The organism is Pseudarthrobacter sp. CCNWLW207, from assembly GCF_037203945.1.
In the GTDB taxonomy this organism is placed as follows: domain Bacteria; phylum Actinomycetota; class Actinomycetes; order Actinomycetales; family Micrococcaceae; genus Arthrobacter.
Window position 1 is genome coordinate 340340 of record NZ_JBBCBS010000004.1, and the last position, 21576, is coordinate 361915.

18 protein-coding genes are annotated in these 21576 nt (G+C 64.7%); 8 read left to right on the forward strand and 10 right to left on the reverse strand.

Going from position 1 to position 21576, the window contains the following annotated elements; all coding sequences use genetic code 11:
- Positions 1–1368 carry an acetyl-CoA C-acetyltransferase gene (locus V9L17_RS09455; protein ID WP_337351227.1) on the reverse strand — a complete coding sequence of 456 codons (1368 nt, stop codon included), beginning with the start codon at positions 1366–1368 and terminating at the stop codon, positions 1–3.
- Positions 1369–1428: 60 nt separating this feature from the next.
- On the opposite strand from V9L17_RS09455, the gene V9L17_RS09460 reads away from it, so the two are divergent.
- Entirely contained in the window at positions 1429–2163 is a 735-nt protein-coding gene (locus V9L17_RS09460) for a TetR/AcrR family transcriptional regulator (RefSeq protein WP_337351228.1), read from the forward strand.
- A 50-nt stretch (positions 2164–2213) separates the two neighbouring features.
- On the forward strand, positions 2214–4352 hold the full coding sequence (locus V9L17_RS09465; RefSeq protein ID WP_337351229.1) for an acyl-CoA dehydrogenase family protein: 2139 nt from the start codon (positions 2214–2216) through the stop codon (positions 4350–4352).
- 103 nt (positions 4353–4455) lie between these two features.
- Here V9L17_RS09465 and glgA read toward each other — a convergent pair whose 3' ends face one another.
- Complete coding sequence (gene glgA / locus V9L17_RS09470) at positions 4456–5652, reverse strand: glycogen synthase (protein ID WP_337351230.1); 1197 nt, start codon at positions 5650–5652, stop codon at positions 4456–4458.
- 102 nt (positions 5653–5754) lie between these two features.
- On the opposite strand from glgA, the gene glgC reads away from it, so the two are divergent.
- From glgC to V9L17_RS09485, 3 genes are read left to right on the forward strand one after another with little or no spacing between them, the layout of a single operon-like run.
- On the forward strand, positions 5755–7158 hold the full coding sequence (glgC, locus tag V9L17_RS09475; RefSeq protein ID WP_337348294.1) for a glucose-1-phosphate adenylyltransferase: 1404 nt from the start codon (positions 5755–5757) through the stop codon (positions 7156–7158).
- Between the two features lie 59 nt (positions 7159–7217).
- A complete protein-coding gene (locus V9L17_RS09480) occupies positions 7218–8669 on the forward strand; it encodes an SDR family NAD(P)-dependent oxidoreductase (RefSeq protein WP_337351231.1) in 1452 nt (483 codons plus the stop codon).
- A 40-nt stretch (positions 8670–8709) separates the two neighbouring features.
- Positions 8710–9177, forward strand: coding sequence for a pyridoxamine 5'-phosphate oxidase family protein (locus V9L17_RS09485; RefSeq protein WP_337351232.1), 468 nt, complete (start codon positions 8710–8712; stop codon positions 9175–9177).
- Positions 9178–9235: 58 nt separating this feature from the next.
- On the opposite strand, the gene V9L17_RS09490 is transcribed toward V9L17_RS09485, so the two are convergent.
- From V9L17_RS09490 to V9L17_RS09500, 3 genes are all read right to left on the reverse strand, one after another.
- Complete coding sequence (locus V9L17_RS09490; protein ID WP_337348297.1) at positions 9236–10087, reverse strand: transglutaminase family protein; 852 nt, start codon at positions 10085–10087, stop codon at positions 9236–9238.
- On the reverse strand, positions 10084–11010 hold the full coding sequence (locus V9L17_RS09495; RefSeq protein WP_018761308.1) for an alpha-E domain-containing protein: 927 nt from the start codon (positions 11008–11010) through the stop codon (positions 10084–10086). Before V9L17_RS09495 ends, V9L17_RS09490 begins: the two co-directional genes overlap by 4 nt.
- A 63-nt stretch (positions 11011–11073) precedes the next feature.
- The gene (locus V9L17_RS09500; protein ID WP_337348298.1) at positions 11074–12630 is read right to left on the reverse strand and encodes a circularly permuted type 2 ATP-grasp protein; all 1557 of its coding nucleotides are present in this window, start codon (positions 12628–12630) and stop codon (positions 11074–11076) included.
- 113 nt (positions 12631–12743) lie between these two features.
- Here V9L17_RS09500 and V9L17_RS09505 point away from each other — a divergent pair, with 113 nt between their 5' ends.
- Positions 12744–13793: a YeiH family protein gene (locus V9L17_RS09505; protein WP_337351233.1), complete on the forward strand. Its 1050-nt coding sequence runs from the start codon at positions 12744–12746 to the stop codon at positions 13791–13793.
- A gap of 70 nt (positions 13794–13863) precedes the next feature.
- Positions 13864–16497: an aminopeptidase N gene (gene pepN, locus V9L17_RS09510; protein WP_337351234.1), complete on the forward strand. Its 2634-nt coding sequence runs from the start codon at positions 13864–13866 to the stop codon at positions 16495–16497.
- Positions 16498–16508: 11 nt separating this feature from the next.
- Here pepN and V9L17_RS09515 read toward each other — a convergent pair whose 3' ends face one another.
- The 5 genes from V9L17_RS09515 to V9L17_RS09535 form a co-directional block, all read right to left on the reverse strand.
- The gene (locus tag V9L17_RS09515; RefSeq protein WP_337351235.1) at positions 16509–17600 is read right to left on the reverse strand and encodes a lipoate--protein ligase family protein; all 1092 of its coding nucleotides are present in this window, start codon (positions 17598–17600) and stop codon (positions 16509–16511) included.
- A 100-nt stretch (positions 17601–17700) separates the two neighbouring features.
- Complete coding sequence (locus V9L17_RS09520; protein ID WP_028267311.1) at positions 17701–17958, reverse strand: type B 50S ribosomal protein L31; 258 nt, start codon at positions 17956–17958, stop codon at positions 17701–17703.
- 161 nt (positions 17959–18119) lie between these two features.
- The gene (locus tag V9L17_RS09525; protein WP_337351236.1) at positions 18120–18929 is read right to left on the reverse strand and encodes a TrmH family RNA methyltransferase; all 810 of its coding nucleotides are present in this window, start codon (positions 18927–18929) and stop codon (positions 18120–18122) included.
- 7 nt (positions 18930–18936) lie between these two features.
- Positions 18937–19722 carry a sulfite exporter TauE/SafE family protein gene (locus V9L17_RS09530; RefSeq protein ID WP_337348310.1) on the reverse strand — a complete coding sequence of 262 codons (786 nt, stop codon included), beginning with the start codon at positions 19720–19722 and terminating at the stop codon, positions 18937–18939.
- 18 nt (positions 19723–19740) lie between these two features.
- Entirely contained in the window at positions 19741–20526 is a 786-nt protein-coding gene (locus V9L17_RS09535; RefSeq protein WP_337351237.1) for an ABC transporter ATP-binding protein, read from the reverse strand.
- Between the two features lie 155 nt (positions 20527–20681).
- On the opposite strand from V9L17_RS09535, the gene serB reads away from it, so the two are divergent.
- The gene (gene serB / locus V9L17_RS09540) at positions 20682–21575 is read left to right on the forward strand and encodes a phosphoserine phosphatase SerB (protein ID WP_337348312.1); all 894 of its coding nucleotides are present in this window, start codon (positions 20682–20684) and stop codon (positions 21573–21575) included.
- Position 21576 lies beyond the last annotated feature (1 nt).

A 21576-nucleotide genomic window follows, 5' to 3' on the forward strand; every position in this document is an offset into this window, starting at 1 on the left:
CTACAGTGCTTCGAGAATTGCGACAACGCCCTGGCCACCTGCGGCGCAGATGGAAATGAGTCCACGCGCCGGCCGTCCGTCAACGCTGCCCTTGGCATGCAGCATCTTCGCCAGCGAGGCAACGATGCGGCCTCCAGTGGCGGCAAAGGGATGCCCTGCGGCGAGGGACGAGCCGTTGACGTTCAGTTTGGCGCGGTCGACAGTTCCGAACGCGCCTTCAAGGCCCAGCCTGGTGCGCCCAAACTCTTCGTCCTCCCATGCTGCCAGGGTGCTGAGGACTGTGCCGGCGAAGGCTTCATGGATTTCAAAGAAGTCGAAGTCCGCCAGGGTGAGGCCGTTGCGGGCCAGGAGTCGCGGAACAGCAAACGCGGGAGCCATCAGCAGGCCGTCCTTGCCATGGACAAAGTCGACGGCGGCCGCCTCACCGTCCACGACCGCTGCCAGTTTGGGAAGGTCATGGGCATCAGCCCACGCCTCAGCTGCGAGGAGGACTGTGGAGGCTCCGTCAGTCAGAGGGGTCGAATTACCCGCGGTCATGGTGGCTTCCGCCCCAAGGTTCCTGCCGAAAACCGGTTTCAGCGTGGCCAGCTTCTCCAGCGTGGTGTCAGCCCGCAAATTGGAGTCCCGCGCCAGGCCGCGGTAGGGGGTCAGGAGGTCGTCAAAAAAGCCGGCGTCATAAGCAGCCGCGAGATTGTGGTGGCTGGCGAACGCAAGCTGGTCCTGCGCCTCCCGCGTGATGTTCCACTGGGCGGTGGTCAGCGCTTGGTGTTCGCCCATGGAGAGGCCGGTACGGGGCTCGCCCGTGTTGGGCGCATCGGGGGTGAGGTCCTTCGGCCTCAACCGGCTGAGCACCTGCAACCGCTGCGGGAGGGTTTTGGCCCGGTTGAGGTCCAGCAGTACCTGCCGCAGCCCCTCGCTCACGGCTATGGGCGCATCCGATGCAGAATCCACGCCGCCGGCAATCGCGGAGTCGATTTGGCCGAGCTTGATCTTGTTGGCAAGGCCGAGAACGGTTTCCAGCCCTGTGGCGCATGCCTGCTGGACATCGTACGCGGGTGTCTCAGCGGACAGCGCTGAGCCCAGGACGGCCTCGCGCGTCAGGTTGAAATCCCGGGAATGTTTGAGGACGGCGCCGGCGGCGACCTCGCCGATCCGCTCCTCCTGAAGTCCGAACCTGGCAATGAGGCCATCCAGGGCGGCGGTCAGCATGTCCTGGTTCGAGGACTTGGTGTAGGCGCCCCCTGACCGTGCAAAGGGGATCCGGTTTCCGCCTACCACCACAGCCCTGCGGGGCGTTGGAACCGTTGCGGGGACAACCGGGCTGCTGGATTCCTGGGGTCCTGCGACGGACTGTCCTTCGACGGACATAGGTGTCTCCTCTGTTGTGGTCTGTTACCGATACCCAGCGTACCTGATACGCTGGGTATCGTGAACAACCCTCAGGCGAAGGCAGCACCATCCCCGGTCATTGTCAGCGAAGACGGCCGCTCGTCCCGCTGGCAGAGCCACCGCGAAGAACGACGCCGGGAGCTGATCAAGTCGGCGCGCCGGGCAGTGCATGCCCTCGGCAGTGATGCTTCCATGGAGGAGATCGCCCACGCCGCCGGCACGTCGAAGTCTGTTTTCTACCGTTACTTCGGGGACAAGGCAGGGCTCCAGAAGGCAGTGGGCGAGGTTGTCCTCAGCCAGATGCAACGCCGTATCGGCGAAGCCGCCCAAAACGCCCAGACTCCCCGTGAGGGGCTGCTGGCCATGGTCTCTGCCTACCTTCAGATGGCCGAGACCAGCCCCAATGTGTACACGTTCGTGACACGGCAATCCGGTGGCGAGCCGGACAGTCTGCACGGTTCAGCAGCTATTTCCGGCGCCCTCGGTCATTTTTTCGACTCCATCGGGGAGATGATCGCCACGCCTATGCGCGCACATCTTGGCGAGGGCAAGGAAGCAGTGATCGGCTACTGGCCAACGGCTGCTATCGGCCTGGTCCGCAACGCCGGGGAGCAGTGGCTGAGCACCCCCGATTCCCCGGCAAAGCCCGGCCAGGAAGCCATGGCACGTCAGATCACGGCCTGGCTGTGCGTGGGGATAGCCCCTGAGCTGGACCCCGCCAAATCGCTAGGAAATCCGCATTCAGCCCGGGAATCCCGTAACTGGCCCAGCTGAGAGCACCACCGTCAGGACACCACCTGTCAGAACCAACGAAGGACATTGACATGACTGAAGTAGTGGACCGCCCCACAGGCAAGGGGCCGCGGCCCGCCAAGCAGGCCACGGCGTCTGCGTTGCCCTCGAGCAGCCAGCACGGAAAGGCCCAGCCCGCCGTCGACGTCGCCGCCCTGGGTGAACAGCTCCTGGGTAAGTGGGCCAGCATCCGCCGGCAGGCGCGCCAACTTGCCAAGAGCCCTGAGCTGCACAAGCAGGAGGGCCTGACGCACACCGACCACCGGAGCCGCACCTTCGGGCAGCTGAAGTTCCTCGTGGACAACGAAGCAGTGCACCGGGCCTTCCCGGCTGCCCTTGGTGGTTCGGATGATCATGGGGGCAATATCGCCGGATTTGAGGAGTTGGTCACGGCCGACCCGTCGCTCCAGATCAAGGCAGGCGTCCAGTGGGGGCTCTTCGGGTCGGCGGTGATGCACCTGGGCACCGAGGAGCACCACGCAAAGTGGCTGCCAGGCATCATGAACCTGGACATTCCCGGCTGCTTCGCCATGACGGAAACGGGCCACGGTTCGGATGTGGCGAGCATCGCCACGACCGCCACGTACGACGCCCAAACCCAGGAATTTGTGGTCCACACACCCTTCCGGGCGGCGTGGAAGGACTACATTGGCAATGCCGCCATCGATGGCCTCGGTGCTGTTGTCTTTGCCCAGCTGGTGACCAAGGGCGTCAATCATGGCGTCCATGCCTTCTACGTTGACCTGCGCGATCCGGCAACGAAGGAGTTCCTGCCGGGAATCGGCGGCGAGGATGACGGCGTCAAGGGCGGCCTGAATGGAATAGACAACGGGCGCCTGCACTTCACCAATGTCCGCATTCCCCGCACGAACCTGCTGAACCGATACGGGAACGTGGACGAGGACGGAACCTACACATCAATGATCGCCAGCCCCGGCCGGCGGTTCTTCACCATGCTGGGCACCCTGGTCCAGGGCCGGGTTTCCCTGGACGGCGCCGCCGTCGCCGCCTCGAAGATTGCGCTTAAGGCGGCCATCCAGTACGCCACGGAACGCCGCCAGTTCAACGCCTCCTCCCACACCGACGAGGAAGTCCTCCTCGACTACCAGCGGCATCAGCGCCGCCTCTTCACGAGGCTGGCAACCACGTACGCCGCCGGCTTTGCCCACGAGCAGCTTCTGCAAAAGTTCGATGACGTGTTTTCCGGCGCCCACGACACCGATGAGGACCGCCAGGACCTGGAAACCCTGGCAGCCGCCCTCAAGCCGCTCAGCACCTGGCACGCCCTGGATACGCTGCAGGAATGCCGTGAAGCCTGCGGCGGCGCCGGCTTCCTGATCGAAAACCGCTTTGCTTCCCTCCGCGCAGACCTCGATGTGTACGCGACCTTCGAAGGGGACAACACGGTGCTGCTCCAGCTCGTGGCCAAACGGTTGCTTGCCGATTATGCCAAGGAGTTCCGGAACGTCGATTTTGGCGTGTTGGCGCGCTACGTCGTAGGCCAGGCGACAGGTGCGGCCATTCACCGCACCGGCCTGCGGCAGGTTGCCCAATTTGTGGCCGACACCGGTTCTGTGCAGAAGGCGGCGCTGGCCCTCCGTGACGAGGAAGGACAGCGCGCGCTCCTCACCGACAGGGTCCAGACCATGGTCGCGGACGTCGGATCCGCGCTCAAGGGCGCCGGGCGGCTGCCCCAGGACAAGGGTGCCGCCTTGTTCAACCAACACCAGAATGAACTCATCGATGCTGCCCAGGCACACGCGGAGCTGCTGCAATGGGAAGCTTTCACCGAAGCACTCCGTGACGTCGCAGATCCAGGCACCAAGACTGTGCTGACGTGGCTGCGGGACCTTTTCGGTCTGTCGCTGATCGAGAAGAACCTGTCCTGGTACCTCATGAACGGCAGGCTTTCCATGCAACGCGGTCGCACTGTGGGTGAGTACATCAACCGGCTACTGACCAAGATCCGCCCGCATGCAGTGGACCTGGTGGACGCCTTCGGCTACGGCCCGGAGCACGTCCGCGCCGCGATCGCCACAGGCGCTGAAAAGGCGCGGCAGGACGAGGCCCGGGAGTACCTTCGGGCACAACGCGCAAGCGGCCAGTCCCCCGTTGAGGAAAAAGTCCTGTTGGCGCGCACCGCGGCCGCCGCGCGCACGCCGCGGAGTTGAGTCCCTTCCGTACTTCGTCGTCCGGGCACGGCTAAGCGGTGAAATAACGACGGCGCCACTCCCCTTGCGTGGGGCGCGGCGCCGTCGTTATTTATCACCGGCCTCAGGCGAGGACTGAGCGGTACACCTCAAGGGTGGTTTCGGTGATGGATTCCCAAGAGAAGTGCTTCTCGGCGCGCAGGCGGCCTGCCTGTCCCATGGCACGTGCGCGTTCCGGGTCGGAGACGACTTCGGTCAGGGCAGCCGCGAACTCTGTGACGAACTTCTCCGGATCCAGGGGCGTCCCCGTGCCGTCAGTGACCTGTTCGAGTTCCACGAGCAGGCCCGTTTCGCCGTGCTGGACAACCTCCGGAATGCCGCCCGTGGCACTGGCAACCACGGCAGCGCCGCACGCCATGGCTTCGAGGTTCACAATGCCCAGCGGCTCATAGATTGACGGGCAGGCGAACGCGGTGGCGTGGCTGAGCACCTGGATAAGTTCGTTGCGGGGAAGCATACGCTCAATCAGTACTACGCCCGTGCGCTGACTCTGGAGTTCTTCAATGAGGCGGGCCGTCTCGGCCGCGAGCTCCGGTGTATCCGCGGCTCCCAGGCACAGGACCAGCTGCACGTCGGCCGGCAGTTTGGCGGCGGCACGCAGCAGGTACGGAACGCCCTTCTGGCGTGTGTTGCGTCCGACAAAAACGACGCTGGGTTTCGTCGGATCGATCCCCAGCGCCCGGACTGCATCTTCGCCTTCATCGCGGTGCCACATCTCGACGTCGATGCCGTTGTGGACCACCCGGACCTTGGCCGGGTCCACGTCGGGGTAGCTGCGCAGGATGTCCTGGCGCATGCCTTCAGAGACGGCAATGATGGCCGCTGCTGCCTCATAGGCGGTCTTTTCCACCCAGGACGACAGTGCGTAGCCGCCGCCGAGCTGTTCGGCTTTCCACGGACGGAGAGGTTCAAGGCTGTGGGCGCTGAGAACGTGCGGGATGCCATGGAGCAGGGACGCCAGGTGTCCGGCCATGTTGGCATACCACGTGTGCGAATGGACAAGGTCGGCGCCCTCGATGTCCGGCACGATCCGAAGATCCACCCCTAGCGTCTGGACGGCCGCATTGGCTGAGCCCAGGTCTTCAGGCACGGAATACGACGTCACCCCAGCACCGTGGTAATCGGCGTCGCGGGGTGCCCCGAAGGCACGAACCTGCAGGTCAACGTACTTACTAAGCACCCTGCTCAATTCGGCCACGTGGACCCCGGCGCCTCCATAGATCTCCGGCGGGAACTCTTTAGTCACAATGTCTATTCGCACGATACCCAAGGTAGTCCTTCCGGCTTAACTGTTCTAGTGTGAAGGGGTCCGGGCATGCCGGACTGTTTGGGGAGTTACGAAGGCGTACAGGAGCGACCAATAATGCCGTTGAACAAAAGAGTCCTGGCCATTGTCCTCGCAGGCGGCGAGGGAAACAGACTGATGCCACTGACGGCAGACCGCGCAAAACCTGGCGTGCCCTTTGCCGGCAGTTACCGCCTCATCGACTTTGCGCTGTCCAACCTGGTGAATTCGCGTTACCTCCAGATTGTGGTGCTGACGCAGTACAAGTCACACAGCCTTGACCGCCACATTTCCGAAACGTGGCGCATGTCCACCCAGCTCGGGAACTATGTGGCGTCAGTCCCCGCCCAGCAGCGCGTGGGCAAGAGCTGGTTCCTCGGCAGCGCCAACGCCATCTACCAGTCCCTTAACCTGATCCACGACGCCAACCCGGACATCGTGGTGGTGGTTGGCGCGGACCACGTGTACCGGATGGACTTTGCCCAGATGGTGGAGCAGCACGTCCTCAGCGGCGCCAAGGCCACCGTGGCGGCCGTCCGGCAGCCCCTGAGCATGGCCAACCAGTTCGGCGTGATCGAAGTGGACCAGAACGATGCACAGAAGATTGCAGCGTTTGTGGAGAAGCCTGCCAGCACGCCGGGCCTGGCAGCAGACCCTACCCAGTTCCTTGCATCAATGGGCAACTACGTGTTCGACGCCGACGCCCTGGTGGAGGCCCTCCAGGTAGACGCGGAGCGCCTGGACACCAAGCACGACATGGGCGGCGACATCATTCCCTACTTCGTCAACAAGGGCGAAGCGGGCGTGTACGACTTCACGCTTAACGACATTCCCGGCTCCACCGAGCGTGACCGCACGTACTGGCGCGACGTCGGGACCATCGACTCCTTCTATGACGCGCACATGGACCTCATTTCCCCGCTGCCCGTCTTCAACCTCTACAACTCCGAGTGGCCTATCTACACTCGCCAGAGCATTTCGCCGCCCGCCAAGTTCGTGCGCGGCGAGAAGGATACCGTAGGTACCGCGCTCGACTCGATCGTTTCCAACGGCGTGGTGATCTCCGGCGGTGTGGTGGAAGGCTCGGTTCTGTCCAACGACGTCTTTGTGGCGACCGGCAGCCGGGTCATCGACTCAGTCCTGATGGACAAGGTGAAGATCGGCGAAGGGGCCGTAGTGAACCGGGCCATCATCGACAAGAACGTTAAAGTACCCGCTGGAGCGGCGATCGGGCTTGACGCGGACCTGGACCGCGCCCGTGGTTTCAAGGTCACGGAGTCGGGGATCACGGTGCTGTCCAAGGGCCAGAACGTCCCGGAGCCGGGCGATGAGGAACGTGCACTCGCCGCCAAGAACCTGCACCTTGTACCCAACGCGGTGAAGGCGGCCACCGCCAACTACCCGGAGCTTCGCGAATCCGTGGAGCAAGTGGCAGAGGTGCACGCCGGTGTGGCCAATGCCTCCGGGGCAAACCGCAACTAGTAGCAGGACTTCATTCCGTCCGGGCAGGCCGGATCTCCACAGGCTGTAAAATCGGTACAATGAGCTCCCCCGATCTGACGCCTGAGGAAATCCAGGCCTGCCTCAAGGTTTTAAACACCATCCACGCGTATGACGAGGAGCACCCGGACTACGTCCAGGTTCGGCGTGCCACCGGGAAAATGTTCAAAGCCGTCAAGCGGCACCGCCGCGTGACAAAGCGGGATCTCATCTCCGAAGCGGACCGCGCGGTCATCGCCCAGACGGCCACCGCGGCTCCGGACCGTATCGACGACGAAACCCGGGGCAACAAGCTGGCGACGTCGGCCACTGGTGCCATCGCCGGGCACCTCATCCGTTCGCGTCCGTGCTACATCTGCAAGCAGCATTACACGCAGGTGGACGCCTTCTATCACCAGCTCTGTCCCGAGTGCGCCGCCTTCAACCACGGCAAGCGGGATGCCCGTACTGACCTCACAGGCCGCCGGGCGTTGCTCACGGGCGGACGCGCGAAGATCGGCATGTACATAGCCTTGCGGCTGCTGCGCGACGGCGCGCACACCACCATCACGACGCGGTTCCCCAAAGATGCTGCACGCCGCTTCGCGGCCATGGAGGACAGCGGGGACTGGCTGCACCGGCTTCAGATTGTGGGCATCGACCTCCGCGATCCGTCGCAGGTGATGGCCCTGACAGATTCCCTCAGTGCTGCCGGCCCGCTCGACATCATCATCAACAACGCAGCACAGACAGTGCGCCGCTCGGGCAACGCGTACAAGCCGTTGGTTGACGCTGAAGATGAGCCCCTTCCCGCCGCCCTGGACGCTGCCAACGGCGGTCCTGTGCTGCTGACGTTTGGCCATGCCCACGACAAGCATCCGCTCGCCCTCGCAAGCAGCGTCACCGACCATCCCGTGCTGGCCGGCGATGCCATTACGTCACTGGCCCTCTCCACCGGTTCTGCCTCCCTGGAGCGCATCGCGTCCGGGACGGCGATCGACGCCGGCGGGCTGGTTCCGGACCTGGCCACCATCAACAGCTGGACGCAGGTGGTTGACGAGGTGGATCCACTGGAAATGCTGGAGGTCCAGCTCTGCAACGTGACTGCTCCCTTCCTGCTGGTGAGCCGGCTGCGTGATGCCATGAAGCGCTCAACGGCGCACCGGAAGTACATCGTTAACGTCTCCGCCATGGAAGGACAGTTCTCCCGCGCCTACAAGGGCCCCGGGCATCCGCACACCAACATGGCGAAGGCGGCACTGAACATGATGACCCGGACCAGCGCCCAGGAAATGCTGGAGACCGACGGCATCCTGATGACTGCCGTCGACACCGGCTGGATCACTGATGAGCGCCCGCACTTCACAAAGGTCCGGCTCATGGAGGAAGGCTTCCACGCGCCCCTGGACCTGGTGGACGGAGCCGCACGCGTCTACGATCCCATCGTGATGGGTGAGAAGGGCGAGGACCAGTACGGCGTCTTCCTGAAGGACTACAAGCCAAGCCCCTGGTAGTCCCTGTCCCAGGGCCCGCCTCGGGCGTAAGCTCAGCGGCATGAGCAACGAGTCATCTTCAGAGGTCGAGAACCTGGAAAACCATGAATGCTGGGAACTGTTGCGGACAGTCTCCGTGGGAAGGCTGGCGGTCCTTGCTGACGGCCACCCGGACATCTTCCCGATCAACTACACGGTAGACGGCGGAACGCTGGTGTTCCGCACCGGCGAGGGAACCAAACTGGCTGGCGCCACTGAAGGCGCCCACGTGGCCCTCGAAGCGGACGGCGTGGATGCCACCACCGGCCTTGCCTGGAGCGTAGTGGTGAAGGGCGCCGCGGCTGCGGTGACAGGAACCGAACAGCTGTTGGACACGGCAGCCCTTTACCTGTTTCCATGGCAGGCCGGCAGGAAAGACACGTTCGTCCGCGTGACCCCCGGCAGCATCACAGGACGGCGCTTCAAGGTGACTGCGCCGATGACCTGGTGGACGCAGCTGAGCGGGGCGGTCAAAGCGTCCCCGGAATAAGGACAGCAGGCCATTAACGAAACCGCAGGCCGGGCCAGTCGGCCCGGCCTGCGGTCAGTCATGCGAGCCGGGTGATCTCCACGCTGACGCTCAGCGCCGATCCGCCGCCGCCGGACAGGATGCCCTTCAGCGGCGGCACATCGCGGTAGTCCCGGCCACGTGCCACGGTGACGTGGTAGTCGCCGGCTGGTTTGTGGTTCGTCGGATCCCAGCTCCGCCACTGGCCGTCCCACCATTCCAGCCACGCATGGGACTGGCCGGCAACGGTCTCGCCGATGTCCGCCGTCGAGCGCGGGTGGAGGTAGCCGGACACATAGCGGGCGGGGATCCCGCAGCTGCGGAGGGCTCCGATGGCCAGGTGCGCAAGGTCCTGGCAGACGCCCTGCCGCTGTCCCCAGGCTTCCTCGGCGTTGGTGGTCACCGCAGTGGACCCTGACATGTAGGTCATCTCGCCGCGCATCCAGCCAAAGATGGCCATGGCGGCTTCGTGTGGATTCTTACCTGCGACAACGCCGGGGATAATCCCGAGCACTTCCGCGCCGGGACCACTGAGCTGGGACTGCGGCAGCCAGTCACTGTAGGTGTTCAGGGTTTCGTCGGACGCCAGGACGTCCCAGCCCGCGATGTCCGTCTCCGAGGGGATCTTTTCGGCCCGATGGACCTCCACGGTGATGTTGGAGATGACCTCGAGGTGGTCGTGCGGCATCTGCATGTCAAAGGCCGTTACCCTGGTTCCCCAGTAGTCCCGGTAGCTGCTCACGGCCGCCTGCGACGGCGAGACCTTGAGGACGGACTCCAGGACCACCTGCTGGGGGTCCGTCAGCGGCGTCATGCGGGCCTCGTTGTAGGACAGCGTGACGCGCTTGTTGTACTTGTACGCGGTCTTGTGGATGATGCTCAGCCGGGTCATGAAACTTCTCCCACCCAGGCCAGTTCGTCCGCCTGATTGAAGTACTTACGGGAAATGGCGTCGGACGCCTGCGAAACGGCTTTCTGCACGCGCTCCATGTGTTCGGGGAGTTCGGACATGAGGTCGTCCGTGCGGTGGAACTCCAGGAACGTCCGCGCCTGGCCGACGATCCGTCGGGCGTCGTTGATGAAGCCCACCCGCTGGGCGGAAGGATCGAGCTTGGCCAGGCACTCGTCGGCGTCGCGCAGGGCATACACGATGGAGCGCGGGAACAGCCTGTCCAGAAGCAGGAACTCGGCGGCGTGCTGGTCGCCGAACGCTGCCCTGCGGGTACGCAGGAAGGATTCGTAGGCTCCCGCGCACCGGAGCATGTTCACCCAGGACATGCCGGCGGAGAGGACATCCCGGGTGGAGAGCATGCGGGCGGTCATGTCTGCCCGTTCCAGGGAACGGCCCAGCACCAGGAACAGCCAGCTTTCGTCGTGGCTCACCGTTGTGTCCGCGAGGCCACTGACCATGGCGGTCCGTTCCAGCGTCCAGTTGCAGAAGCGGTATGTGCCCACCACGTCCTTGCGGTGCTGGCTCAGCCCGTAGTACGTGGTGTTGAGGCTCTCCCAGAGGCCGGAGGATACGGTCTCGCGGGCACGCCTGGCGTTCTCCCGGGCAGCGCCCAGGGATCCCGCGATCGAGGTGGCACTGGTTTTGTCGTACGCCAGGGCGTGCAGCAGTTCGGGAAGACCGAAGTCCTCACTCTGCGGCCGGGCGCCCATGACTGCCAGGAGTTCCTGGGCGACGCTGCGGCGCTCTTCCATGGGCAGGTGGTTCAGGCGCTCCAGGTGAACGTCAAGGATGCGGGCCGTGCCGTCAGCACGCTCCACATACCTGCCGATCCAAAAAAGGGACTCAGCAATACGGCTAAGCATTCGTGGCTACCTCCTGCGCGTCCGGAATCCGATGGGAAATTACTGCCGGGGTCAAGGCCCGGCTCACTGCTGCTGCTCCGACTGGCGGTCGCGCCAGTTGCTCTCCACTGGCCAGACCGAGACCCGCTCGCGGATGGCAATCGATGGCCGCGGGATGGTCTCTACGGGTACCTGGGGCGAGTCGGCCAGTACCCAGGTGTCCTTGGAGCCGCCGCCTTGGCTGGAGTTCACAATCAGGGACCCCTCCTTGAGCGCCACTCGGGTAAGTCCGCCGGGGAGGACCCAGACGTCGTCGCCGTCGTTGACCGCGAACGGGCGCAGGTCAACGTGGCGGGGCCCAAATTTGTCGCCGCTGAGCGTGGGGACGGTGGAAAGCTGCAGCACCGGCTGCGCAATCCATCCGCGGGGATCCGCAATGACCCGTTTGCGGAGCGCGTCGAGTTCGTCGTTGGAGGCGTCGGGCCCGATGACAAGGCCCTTGCCGCCGGAGCCGTCCACGGGTTTCACCACGAGTTCGGCGAGGTTGTCCAGGACGTACTCCCGGGCGTCCTTCTCCTCCAGCCGGAACGTGTCCACGTTCGCGATAATCGGTTCCTCGCTCAAGTAATACCGGATCAGGTCCGGAACGTAGCTGTACACGAGTTTGTCGTCGGCAACACCGTTGCCCACCGCGTTGGCGATGGTCACGCCGCCGGCCCGTGCCGCGTTGACCAGGCCCGGGCAGCCGAGCATGGAGTCGGCGCGGAACTGCAGCGGGTCCAGGAATTCGTCGTCGATCCGTTTGTAGATCACATCCACACGCTGTTCGCCGGCCGTGGTGCGCATGTAGACGCGGTTGCCGCGGCAAATCAGGTCGCGGCCTTCCACCAGCTCAACGCCCATCAGGCCGGCCAGCAGGGTGTGCTCGAAGTAGGCGCTGTTGAAGACGCCGGGGGTCAGCACCACAACAGTGGGATCATCGACACCGGACGGTGCAGTCTTGCGCAGCGCCGAGAGGAGCCTCCGCGGGTATTCTTCCACCGGGCGGATGAGCTGCTGGCCGAACGCCTCAGGCAGGCCCTTGGCCATCGCCCGGCGGTTCTCCAGGACGTAGCTCACGCCGGACGGAACCCGGACGTTGTCTTCGAGGACGCGGAAGGTGCCTGCCGCATCGCGGACTACGTCAATGCCGGAAATGTGTACGCGGACCCCACCGGCGGGCTCGAAGCCCTGGACCTGGCGGTGGAAGTGGGCACTGGTAGTGACCAGCTGGCGCGGAATGACGCCATCGGACACAACGGTCATTTTGTCGTAAACGTCGTTGAGGAAGGCCTCCAGGGCCTTGACCCGCTGCGCCACCCCCCGTTCCAGAACGGTCCATTCATCCGCCGGGATGACCCGCGGAACAATATCGAGGGGGAAAGGCCGCTCCTCCCCCGCGAAGTCGAAGGTGACACCGCGGTCCAGGAACGTCCGTGCCATCGAATCAGCCCTGGCGCTGACATCGGCCAGCGAGAGCTTGCTGAGGGCGTCGGCCACCTGCCCGTACGACTCGCGGGCTTCCTGGCCGGGGGCGAACATCTCGTCGTAGGCACCGGAACGCCCGGCGGCCTCGGAGTAATCCTGGAATAGGTCTGACATGTCCTTTAGCCAACCATCTTTTTGTTTCGAAATCATTACTGCCATCCATTGTGGCGTGTTGGACCGCCGCGGCCGGTTCGTGGAATCCGTGTCCTATCCGGCAAAGTAGGTGAGTGCCACTTGGAAAGGACCGTCTCCTGCCGGGCCTGCTGACCGCTGCCCTGGCACTGGCCGCTGCCTTCCTCGTCCACAGCCTGGTTCCCGTCCTGCCCGCCATGACCCTCGCTGTTGTCCTTGGCCTGCTGGCGGCGAACCTTCCGGGCACTGCCGTGTGGGTGGCCGGACGAGCCAGGCCGGGGCTCGATTTCGCCGGCAAGCACTTCATGCGTGCAGGGATCGTGGTTCTTGGGCTCAAGGTCAGCATCATGGATGTCATGGGCCTGGGCTGGCTTGCCTTGTTGCTGGTCGCTGGTGTGGTGCTTGTCAGTTTCGTCGGCACTTATGTGATCTCCAGGGTCTTCCGGCTGCCCGCGGAGACGTCCCTGCTGATCGCCACCGGATTTTCCATCTGCGGTGCCTCCGCCATTGGCGCGATGGCCGCGGTCCGCCGGATCCGACACGTGGACACGGTGCTGCCCGTGGCCCTTGTGACACTGTGCGGAACCTTGGCCATCGGGGTCCTTCCGCTGCTGGTGCATCCGCTGCAGCTCACTCCCCTGGCGTTCGGTGCCTGGACGGGGGCATCAGTGCACGACGTCGGCCAGGTGGTGGCCACCGCACAGACTGCCGGGACGACGGCGCTGGGGATCGCCGTCGTCGTCAAACTCACCCGTGTGCTCCTGCTGGCACCTGTTGTGGCCGCGGCGGGGGTCCACCAACGGTTCAGTGCGGCGAAGGCCGCAGGCAAGGCAGCAGCTTCGCTGCCGCCGGGAACCTTGGCAGCTTCCTCCATGGAGCGCCTCCCGCCCGTGATCCCCCTCTTTGTGCTCGGCTTCATGGCCATGGTTGGCCTGCGGTCCAGCGGATGGCTTCCGCCGGCGGTCCTGGACGCCGGTGCCGGAGTCCAGGACATCCTGCTGGGCGCCGCGCTGTTCGGCCTGGGATCCGCGGTACGGATCCGCACGCTCCTGCACACCGGCGCCCGGGCGCTGTCCGCTGCTTTGGCAGCCTGGTTGCTGATTGCACTGCTGGGCCTTGCGGCTGCCTTGCTCATGACTGCCTAGGTCCGCGCGGGCCCGTTGCACAGCGATTCGGGCGGTGAACGCCGTCGGAGTCCCGTGATTAGATAGCGGAGTGTCACATGAGAATCTGCAGCGCACCGAAGCCGCGCAACGCTCGGCCCTGATCACGACCCACAGCTACGACGTTTCCCTGGACGTGAGCCAGGCGGCCGATCCAGGCGTTGCCGGGTATTCAAGCCGTAGCGTCATCAACTTCTCGGCCGCGGAGCCTGGCGAGGGGCAGTCAGCCTCGACCTTCCTGGATTTCATCGCCAGCGAGGTGCATGGCGTGGTCCTCAACGGCAAGGAACTGAGCGTCCCCGACGTCGTGGACGGCTCCCGGATCCGGTTGGACAACCTGCAGGCTAAAAACCAGGTGACTGTGACGGGCACTGCCCTGTATAGCCGTTCCGGCGAGGGAATGCACCGCTTTGTGGATCCCGCGGACGGCCAGTGCTACCTGTATACGCAGTACGAGCCCGCTGACGCGAGGCGGGTGTTCGCCAACTTTGAACAGCCGGACCTCAAGGCCGAGTTCAAGTTCCACGTCATTGCCCCGTCCGGCTGGGAAGTCGCTTCCAACGGAGTCGAGGCCGCACGCACGCAACTGACTTCGGATCCGGCCACCAGCCGCTGGGACTTCGCCACTACACGGCCCATGTCCACGTACATCACTACGGTGCTCGCTGGCCCCTACGTCAAGGCAGCGGACCACTGGAGCGCCACCTTGGATGACGGCACACCGCTGGAAGTGCCATTGGCTCTGTACTGCCGTGCTTCCATGGCGGAGTCTTTCGATGCCACTGAACTGTTCCGCCTCACCAAGGGCGGGCTGGACTTCTTCAACCGGCTTTTCGGCTACCCGTACCCGTGGGGAAAGTACGACCAGGCCTTTGTCCCCGAATACAACCTCGGCGCGATGGAGAACCCGGGCCTGGTCACCTTCACCGACAGCTATGTGTTCACGTCCCGCGCCACCGACTCGCAATACCAGGCGCGTGCGAACACCTTGCTGCACGAAATGGCCCACATGTGGTTTGGTGACCTCGTCACCATGCAGTGGTGGGATGACCTGTGGCTCAAAGAGTCGTTCGCCGACTACATGGGAACCCTCGGCGTGGACCGAGCGACGGACTGGGACACCGCGTGGGTCAACTTTGCCAACAAACGCAAGGCCTGGGCCTACGTCCAGGACCAGTTGCCTACCACACACCCCATCGTGGCCGACATCCCCGACCTCGAGGCCGCCAAACAGAACTTCGACGGCATCACCTATGCCAAGGGCGCGTCCGTACTCAAGCAGCTGGTGGCGTATGTGGGGTTCGAAGCGTTCATCGCCGGTTCAAGGCAGTATTTCCGTGACCATGCCTATGGCAACACCACCCTGGCGGACCTGCTGACGGCACTCAGTGCTTCCTCGGGCCGCGACCTTGCCGGCTGGGCAGCCCGCTGGCTGCAGACCTCCGGCATCTCCACGCTCTCGGTGCAGGCCGGGACGCACGACGCCGAGCCAGGCGCCGTGGCCATCGTCCAGGAGGCTGTGGACCCGGTTACCGGACGCGTCGAGCTGCGCCCCCACCGGCTGCGCGTGGGTTCCTACAATTTCGACGCCGATGGCGCACTGGTCCGGACTGGAACCGTCGAAACCGACGTAACGGGGGAACGAACGGACATTCCCGAACTTGCCGGCCTGCCCCGGCCCGCGCTCCTGCTGGTGAACGACGACGACCTCACCTACGCCAAGGTGCGGCTGGACCCATTCTCGGAAGCCACTGTGCTGGCCTCCCTGGACCGCATCACCGATCCCATGGCCCGCGCGCTCTGCTGGACTGCGCTATGGAACTCGGCCCGCGACGGCGAAAGCCCGGCCACCCGCTACGTCGACGCGGTTAAGGCATTCGGACCGTCCGAAACCGGGATCGGCGTGCTGGTGAACATCCTCGACAACGCGCAGACCGCCGTCGAACGCTACACACCGGCCGGTGCGCGCGACGCCGTCCGCAGGGCCTTCCTGACGGCCGCAGACACCCAGCTGCAGCTGGCTGGCCCTGGTTCCGACCACCAACTCGCCTGGGCGCGCACTATGGCAGCCGTCAGCCGCCACGACGCCATGCTGCTCCCCCGGCTTCGAAGCCTCCTGGACGGCACGGTTAAAGTGGACGGACTTGCCGTCGACGCTGAGCTGCGCTGGAACATCTGGCACGCGCTGGCAGCCAACAACCAAGCCACGGTGGGCGAACTGGACGCTGAGCTGGACCGCGACACGACGGCGTCAGGCCGGGCCGGCCACGCGACCGCCCTCGCCGCCCGACCAGACACTGAGGTCAAGGCGGGCGCCTGGAAGGCTGCTGTTGAGGGCACGGAGCTCTCGAACCAGCTCCTCAGCGCCACTATCGCCGGCTTCACCACTGCACCCTCTGCCCTGCTGGAACCCTACGTGGAGCCCTACTTCGACAGCCTCCGCGGCGTCTGGGACAACCGGAGCATCGAAATCGCCAGCCGTATTGTCCGTGGGCTGTACCCGATGGCACAGGATCTCCCGGCCGGGACCTTGCCCGAGCAGCATTCCGTGGTGCTCCGCACGGGTGCCTGGCTGGAAGCGAACGCCGACGCCCCGCGCGCCCTGCGCAGGATCGTTCTTGAGCAGCAAAGCCACCTGCTCCGGGCGCTCACCGCCCAGGCCACGTCAGCGCCGCCAGCAGTTTAGGGACCCGCAAGCTAGGGGACCCGGTTAAGCCACTCTTCCGTGCCGAACTTTGTGGCCACCCGTTCACGCGCTGCGTCCAGTTCGGCGTCCGTGAGTTCTGACGACGTGGCCGCGTACCGTTCACTGAACACTTCCATCATCGCGGCGATGATCTCCGTGCGGGCTAGGCCCGTCTGCCGCCGTAGCGGGTCAACCCGCTTCTTGGCGCTGCGGGTTCCCTTATCCGACAGCTTCTCCTTGCCGATGCGCAGCACTTCCACCATCTTGTCGGCATCGATGTCGTAGCTCATGGTGACGTGGTGCAACATCCCGCCGTTGGCCAGCCGTTTCTGCGCGGCGCCGCCGATCTTGCCCTGCTCTGTGGCGATGTCGTTCAGGGGCACATAGAACGCCGTGACCCCGATCTTCTCCAGCGCGGCCATCACCCAGGCGTCCAGGAACGCGTACGAGTCGGCGAAGCTCACTCCGTCCACCAGGGACTGCGGCAGGTACAGGGAGTATGTGATGCAGTTGCCGGCCTCCATGAACATTGCTCCCCCGCCACTGATACGGCGGACCACTGTAATGCCGTGCCGGGCGACGCCGTCGGGATCCAGCTCATTCCGGACGGACTGGAAGCTGCCGATCACCACGGACGGTTCCTCCCAGTCCCAGAACCGCAGCGTGGGGTTGCGACGGCCGGCGCCCACCTCTTCGGTCAGCACCTCGTCCAGGGCGACGTTGACGTGGGTGGGGAGCACTGTGGGGGCAATGACGTTCCAGTGATGGTCTGTCCACGACGTCGCTTTGGCCAGTGCACGGCGTACGGTGACGGCAACGGCGTCGGCTGAAAAGCCGAACAGGACGGCGCCGGGCGGCAGGGAGGCGGCCACGGCGGCCGAGAGTTCAGCCGCCGTCGTGGTTTCCGGGAGTCCGGTGAGGGCGCGGTTGATATCCAGGAGTGCCTCATCGGGTTCCAGGAAGAAGTCGCCGCTGACTGACACCCCCGTGAGGAGTCCGTCCACGACGTCGAGGTCCACCACCACGAGCTTGCCGCCCGGGACCTTGTACTCGCCGTGGAGGCGGCCGGGCTGGTCCTGGGCTGTGGGTGCAGTGTCAGTCATGGCTTCCATCCTGCACCACTACCCAGGATGCCGAAAACGCAAAAAGCCCGCACCGTTGCCGGTGCGGGCTTTCCAAAGAACCTTGGGGGGGTGAAGTGAATTACTTCTTGCCGCCGAAGCCCTTGAAGCGAGCGTTGAAGCGCTCGACGCGGCCTGCAGAGTCCATGATGCGCTGCTTGCCCGTGTAGAACGGGTGGGACTCGGAGGAGATTTCGACGTCGATGACCGGGTAGGTGTTTCCGTCTTCCCACTCGATGGTCTTCTTGGAAGACACGGTGGACTTGGTCAGGAACTTGACGCCGGAAGCCAGGTCGTTGAAAACAACAGCTTCGTACTTCGGGTGGATATCAGACTTCATAATGGGACCTTTGTTCGCACAACTGGATTTTGCCAGTTGCCAGGTATGAATGGGATGGCCGCTGCCTGCAACAGCAGAACATCATTGCGGTCAGCTACCAATAATAGCCGATCACAGGAGTCCTCGCGAACCACTTTGGCCGCAAGAGAGGGCTGCCCCGCCTATACTCGGGGCCTGAGCTCCCAGAACGCCACCGCTGAGGCCGCGGCCACATTCAGTGAGTCCACGCCCGTCCGCATGGGGATCTTCACGGCCAGGTCGACGGCGGCGAGGGTCTCCGCGCTCATGCCCGCCCCCTCCGTGCCAAGCACCAGGGCCAGCCGGTCCGGGTTCCGGGCGGCGAGGTCATCGACGTCCACCGCGTTCTCGGTCAACTCCAGCGCCGCCACGGTGAAGCCGTGTTCCTTGAGGACCGCCAGATCCTGCGGCCACGACTCCAGCCGTGCCCACGGAACCTGGAACACCGTTCCCATGCTGACGCGGACACTTCGGCGGTAGAGCGGGTCGCCGCACCGCGGCGATATCAGCACGGCGTCGATGTCCAGCGCAGCCGCAGACCTGAAGATTGCCCCTACGTTGGTGTGGTCCACGATGTCCTCGAGAACGGCCACCCGGCGGGCGCCCGAGAGGAGCTGGGCCAGCGGTACGGGGGCCGGCCGTTCCATGGCCGCCATCGCTCCGCGGTGCAGGTGGAAGCCGGTGATTTCCTCCAGCAATGACGCATGGCCGATGAATGCCGGGACCTCTGGGTAGGTGTCGAGGACATCCTGGAGGTCTGCCAGCCATTTCTCGGCCAGGAAGAATGACCGGGGCCGGTGGCCGGCGGCCAGGGCGCGGCGGAGAACCCGCGAGGACTCGGCGATGTACATGCCCTCCGCCGGCTCGCGCAGCTTGCGCAAATGGACGTCCGTCAGCTGGGTGTAGTCGGACACGCGGGGATCCCGGGCCGATTCGAGGTAGTGGATTGGCACGGGCTGATTATTTCAGGAGATTGGCGATCATAAAGCCCAGGGCCACCAGCCCGAGGGCAAAGATGACACCCCGGAGGACGGTGGGCGAGAGCCGCCGTCCAACTTTGGAGCCAAGGAGTCCGCCGATCGTTGAACTAACCGCGATCAGGAGCACCACCAGCCAATTGATGCGGTCGAAGGCGAAGACCAGGTACGAAACAGCGGCCACCAGGTTTACACCGAGCACCAGGATGTTCTTCATGGCGTTGGCGTTCTGGATGGTGCCGGTCAGGAACACGCCCAGGATGCCCACCAGCAGGATGCCCTGGGCAGCCACGAAGTACCCGCCATAAACACCGGCAAGGTAGACAAGCACTACAAGGAGGACGCCGTGGCTCTTGTCCCGTACAGCATGTTCCGGGTTCTCTTCGCGGTTGCGCACCCAAGCCTGAAGGCGTGGCTGGAAGACCACCATCAGGAGGGCCAGGACAATGAGGACGGGGGCGACGTAGTGGAAGACTTCCTCAGGAAGATGCAGAAGCAGCCAGGCGCCCGAAATGCCGCCCAGGAGCGACGCCGGCAGGAGCCTAAGGAGCTGCCGTCCCCTCCCTTTGAGCTCGCGGCGGTAGCCGAAGGCGCCTGCGGCGCCGCCTGCCACCAGTCCCATGGCGTTGCTCATGGATGCCACCACCGGGGTGACCCCCAAGGCGATCAGAACGGGAAAAGTGACCAGGGTCCCGGAGCCTACAACGGCGTTGATGGTACCCGCCCACAGGCCGGCAAAGAACACAAAGGTACTGCTGAGAAGATCCACGGTGGGCGGCGCCGCGGCCTAGCGGCGGGCGGTGGCGGTGTAGCGGCCGGCGTTCTCAGACACATCCAAGGCCAAGCCAAAAGTACTGGTGAGGTGCTCGTCCGTGAGGACCTCCGCGATCGGGCCGGCAGCTACTACGCCGCCGTCACGAAGCAGCATGGCGTGCGTGAAGCCTGGCGGGACCTCTTCAAGATGGTGGGTCACCAGGACCATGGCAGGTGCGGCTTCGTCCAGCGCAAGTTCACTGAGCTTGTGGACGAGTTCCTCGCGGCCGCCCAGGTCCAGGCCGGCCGCGGGTTCGTCCAGCAGCAGCAGCTCCGGATCCGTCATAAGGGCCCGGGCGATCTGGACGCGCTTGCGCTCACCTTCGGACAGCGTTGCGAAGGTCCTGTTGAGCAGCGGCCCCATTCCCCAGGCGTTCAGCAAACGGAAGGCACGGCGCTCATCATCGCGTTCGTAGCCCTCGCGCCAGCGGCCTGTCACGCCATAGGCGGCGGTGACCACCACGTTCAGGACGATCTCATTCTCCGGGATCTGCGTGGCAAGGGCAGCGGAGGAAAGGCCGATACGCGGACGGAGCTCAAACACGTCAACGCGGCCGAGGGTTTCATCCAGAATCCCTGCCTTGCCGCTGCTCGGATGCAGGCGGGCTGCGGCTATCTGGAGAAGCGTTGTCTTGCCGGCGCCGTTGGGGCCAAGGATGACCCAGCGTTCGCCTTCGTTGACCTGCCAGTCAACCTTGTCCAGCAGGGTCTTCTTGCCTCGGACAACGCTGACGGAAGCCAATTCCAGAACATCACTCATAGGAGTAGACACTAGGACAAAACGGGGACCTACTGATAACTGATACGGCCGCTGCGACGCGGGTCACAGCCGCCGTCAGAGTACGGCCGTGGTTTAGGGCCTTCTCCCCCGCAATGAATTCGGGCCGAACCCCGCCGCTGGCTAAGATTGCAGCCATGACTCCGAACGTGACTGCGGTCAGCTATGGCCCGAAACTGACTGCCTCCGAGCTTGACCAGCTGCGCTCCGTCCTGGCCGGCAGCGGCGCTACATTCCAGTCCGAATCCCGCGCCGGGGACAGCCGTTTTGAGGTCCACACGGCCGAACTGGCCGTGGCCGACAGCACGGAGTCGGGCATCGCTGCCCTCCGCCACGCTGTGGCCGAGGCAGCGCAGGCGGGCCTGGACACGGCGATCGTTCCAGCCGGACTCCGCGCCGCCCAGCGGAAATTCCTGATCATGGACGTCGATTCGACACTGATCCAGCAGGAAGTCATTGAACTCCTGGCCGCCTACGCGGGCAAGCGCGAGGAGGTTGCCGCCGTCACCGAAGCCGCCATGCGCGGCGAACTGGACTTTGCGCAGAGCCTGCACGCACGGGTGGCCGTGCTCGCGGGACTGCCGGCCGCCGTCGTCGACTCCGTCCGTGCGGAAGTGAAGCTGAGCGAGGGTGCCGCCGAACTGGTGGCCGCGTTCAAGGCTGCGGGACATGTGGTGGCGGTGGTCTCCGGCGGCTTCAACCAGATCCTGCGTCCGATCGCCCAGGACCTGGGCCTGGACTACTGGATCGCCAACGAGCTCGAAATCGTGGACGGCGCCCTGACCGGCAAGGTGCTCGGTGCCGTGATTGACCGTGCCGCTAAGGAAAAGTACCTGCGCGAATGGGCAGCCGCCGAAGGAATCGCGATGGAACACACCATTGCAGTGGGTGATGGGGCCAATGACCTCGACATGCTGGGAGCTGCCGGGATCGGGGTGGCGTTCAACGCCAAGCCTGCCGTCCGGGCGGTGGCCGACTCCGCGGTCAACATGCCCTACCTGGACGCGGTGAGGCACATCGCCGGAGTCTGAG

Excerpts from the sequence above, each read along its gene's own strand:
- V9L17_RS09495 (WP_018761308.1), bottom strand. The coding sequence starts at position 11,010 with ATGCTTAGCCGTATTGCTGAGTCCCTTTTTTGGATCGGCAGGTATGTG.
- V9L17_RS09490 (WP_337348297.1), bottom strand. The coding sequence starts at position 10,087 with ATGACCCGGCTGAGCATCATCCACAAGACCGCGTACAAGTACAACAAG.
- V9L17_RS09520 (WP_028267311.1), bottom strand. The coding sequence starts at position 17,958 with ATGAAGTCTGATATCCACCCGAAGTACGAAGCTGTTGTTTTCAACGAC.
- V9L17_RS09480 (WP_337351231.1), top strand. The coding sequence starts at position 7,218 with ATGAGCTCCCCCGATCTGACGCCTGAGGAAATCCAGGCCTGCCTCAAG.
- V9L17_RS09535 (WP_337351237.1), bottom strand. The coding sequence starts at position 20,526 with ATGAGTGATGTTCTGGAATTGGCTTCCGTCAGCGTTGTCCGAGGCAAG.
- V9L17_RS09455 (WP_337351227.1), bottom strand. The coding sequence starts at position 1,368 with ATGTCCGTCGAAGGACAGTCCGTCGCAGGACCCCAGGAATCCAGCAGC.
- glgC (WP_337348294.1), top strand. The coding sequence starts at position 5,755 with ATGCCGTTGAACAAAAGAGTCCTGGCCATTGTCCTCGCAGGCGGCGAG.
- V9L17_RS09515 (WP_337351235.1), bottom strand. The coding sequence starts at position 17,600 with ATGACTGACACTGCACCCACAGCCCAGGACCAGCCCGGCCGCCTCCAC.
- V9L17_RS09465 (WP_337351229.1), top strand. The coding sequence starts at position 2,214 with ATGACTGAAGTAGTGGACCGCCCCACAGGCAAGGGGCCGCGGCCCGCC.
- V9L17_RS09485 (WP_337351232.1), top strand. The coding sequence starts at position 8,710 with ATGAGCAACGAGTCATCTTCAGAGGTCGAGAACCTGGAAAACCATGAA.
- serB (WP_337348312.1), top strand. The coding sequence starts at position 20,682 with ATGACTCCGAACGTGACTGCGGTCAGCTATGGCCCGAAACTGACTGCC.
- V9L17_RS09500 (WP_337348298.1), bottom strand. The coding sequence starts at position 12,630 with ATGTCAGACCTATTCCAGGATTACTCCGAGGCCGCCGGGCGTTCCGGT.